The sequence below is a fragment of the Fulvivirga lutimaris genome, assembly GCF_009711525.1.
Lineage (GTDB): Bacteria > Bacteroidota > Bacteroidia > Cytophagales > Cyclobacteriaceae > Fulvivirga > Fulvivirga lutimaris.
Genome location: NZ_SMLV01000144.1, coordinates 1 through 2,988, shown reverse-complemented (window position 1 = coordinate 2,988; position 2,988 = coordinate 1). Strand labels below are relative to the sequence as shown.

Here is a 2,988-nt window from a genome sequence, read left to right as displayed (position 1 = left end):
GCTATTTATACAGTGCTTTTAAAACTTAACATCTATGAATAAGATTTTTACTAAAGTTGCAATTGCTTCATTTTTAATCTTCTGCGGGCTTGCCCCGGAAGCATTCGGACAGACTACCATTTCAGGAAAGGTACTTGATGCCGGAACAGAAGAACCTCTAGCAGGTGTAAACATCATCGTAAAAGGAAAAGTAATAGGAACTATTACTGATTTCAATGGAGAATACAATCTCTCTGTCAATGACGCTCCTCCCTTCACCCTTGTTTTTTCTTTCATTGGTTTCAGCACTCAAGAAATTGAAATTACCAATGCCAATACCACGGGATTAAACGTAACTTTGGAAGAGCAGTCAATGCTCGGGCAAGAGGTTGTGGTTTCGGCTTCAAGAGTTGAAGAAAGCATCCTTCAGTCTCCTGTATCCATTGAAAAAATGGATATTTTGGCTGTTCAAAATACTTCAGCCGACAACTACTACAAAGGTATTGCTAACCTCAAGGGTGTGGATGTTGCCACAAGTAGCATTAACTTTCAAATCATTAACACAAGAGGTTTTGGTTCAACTGGTAACACCAGATTTGTTCAATTAACCGATGGAATGGACACTCAGGCTCCGGCCCTTAACTTCCCAATAGGTAACCTTAATGGGCCGTCTGAATTAGATGTTGAAAGTGTTGAGTTAATACCAGGAGCCTCTTCAGCATTGTATGGACCAAATGCCTTTAATGGTATTTTGTTAGTTAACAGTAAAAGTGCTTTTGATTATCAGGGTGCAAGTGCTTTTGCTAAAATAGGTGTTAACCATGTAGGTTCAGATGCAGATCAGGATATGGCTCCAATGTATGAAGCATCTGTTCGATATGCCAAAGCTTTTAATAACAAGTTTGCATTCAAAGTTAACTTTTCATACATGCAGGCTGATGACTGGCATGGAACAAGTCAATTAGACAGAAATGCAGCATTGAACCCTTTTGCAAGTATTGGTGGAGACAATCCTGGTGCCGAGAGATTGCATGTTATGGGTGATGAAGCAACCCTTAATATGAACATCCTTCGTTTTAGTACAACTTCTGCGAATAGTGTCGGTTGGCAAAGTGTAGCTCAGCAGAGAGTTTTTGAGCCTGGAGTTTCTGCTTGGAGTTTTGCTCAAAGTGGATTCCTACCTAATCATGTTATATCGGCACCTGGCTACCAAGAGCAAAATATAGTAGACTACAAAGCTAAAAACATGAAGGCCAATGTAGGCTTATATTACAGATTAAATGATAACGTAGAACTTAGCTATCTGTATAATGGCGGTTTTGGAACAAGTATTTATACTGGAGCCCAAAGATACTCCTTAAAAAACTTTGGTATTCAACAACACCGTTTACAATTAAGGGGAGATAATTTCTACTTAAGAGCTTATACAACTCGTGAAAATTCTGGAGATTCATATATTGCTGAATTCCTAGGTAAAAAAATTAATGATTCTCGATTTGGTGGAGATGTTGCTAACTACCTAACAGGCTATCCTCTATTCTACCTTCAGTCTCTTTATGCCCAAGGTTACAGGCCTGGTGATGATCCTAATTCGGTAACATTACAAGACTCATATAGTGCACATCAATTCGCACAAAATGCAATGAATACTGCCTTTCCTCTTGAAGAAGGTTCAACAACATTTGAACAATTACAAGAAAGTCAGCAAAATGGCGTGGTTCCAGCGGGACCTAAATTTAATGATGCCACAAACCTATACCATGTCGAAGGACAGTATGACTTTAAAAATCAAATAGACGCTTTCGATCTTCAGATGGGTGGTAATTATAGAGTTTTTGATTTAAGATCCGAGGGTACTATTTTCCCTGACAAAGATGGTGGTATTCAAATCAAGGAATATGGTGCATACGCCCAAGCAGCTAAAAGAGTTTTAAATGATAACCTTAAATTAACCGGTTCAGTAAGATATGATAAAAATGAAAATTTTGATGGCCAGTTTAATCCAAGAATATCAGGTGTTTACACAGTAGCTCAAAATCATAATTTTAGAGCATCTTATCAAACTGGTTTTAGAATACCAACAACCCAGGGTCAGTTTATAGATTTAGATATTATATCGGCTAGATTACTGGGTGGCCTTGAGGATAATTACAATAAGTACCAGCTTACAACTAATGCCTACACAATAGAATCTGTTAGAGCTTTTACTGATATCATCTTCTCTGGTGGCGCTATTGGTACTGCAATTGGCCAATTGGTTCCATTTACAGATGCAAAACCTGTTAAGCCGGAACAAATCAAAACTATTGAGGTAGGTTACAAAAGCTTAATTGCTAATAAACTTTTGGTTGATTTAGCTTATTACCATAATACCTACAATGACTTTATTACTCAAATACAATTAAGGAAGGCGTCTGCTGATGTTTTTGCAAACCCAGCCGCTGCTGCATCACTATTGAATGGGTCGTCACTAACACTTAGAAATGATGGTACCTTCACTGGAAATACTGCTCAGATTTACACTAATTACGATCAGGAAGTGACATCTCAAGGTGCAGTTATAGGCCTGACTTATAGTTTACCGAAAGGTTACAACCTTGGTGGTAATTATAACTGGAACAAGTTAAATACAGAAATAACTCAAGGTTTTTCTGAGTTTAATACTCCTGAGCATAAATTTAATTTAAGTCTATCTAACAGAAAGATCACAGACAAGCTAGGCTTCAACGTTACTTATAGATGGCAGGAAGAGTTCTTCTGGGAGTCTTCATTTGCAACAGGAGATGTGCCATCTTTCAGCACAGTTGATGCTCAAGTGAGCTATAAACTTAAAAATCTTAAGTCAATGCTTAAGCTTGGAGGATCCAACATTCTTAACAAACAATACATTCAAAGTTTAGGAGGACCAAATATTGGTGCTATTTACTATCTATCTATAACGTTCGATCAATTAATGAATTAAGAGATTGACCAACATAATAAAATCAAAAGAGCCTTTCTAATATTAGA

At 37.4% G+C, this 2,988-nt stretch carries 1 protein-coding gene; it reads left to right on the top strand.

Features of this window, described 5'->3' with window-relative positions:
* Positions 1-34: 34 nt before the first annotated feature.
* Complete coding sequence (locus E1140_RS00875) at positions 35-2,941, top strand: TonB-dependent receptor (RefSeq protein ID WP_155178066.1); 2,907 nt, start codon at positions 35-37, stop codon at positions 2,939-2,941.
* Positions 2,942-2,988 lie beyond the last annotated feature (47 nt).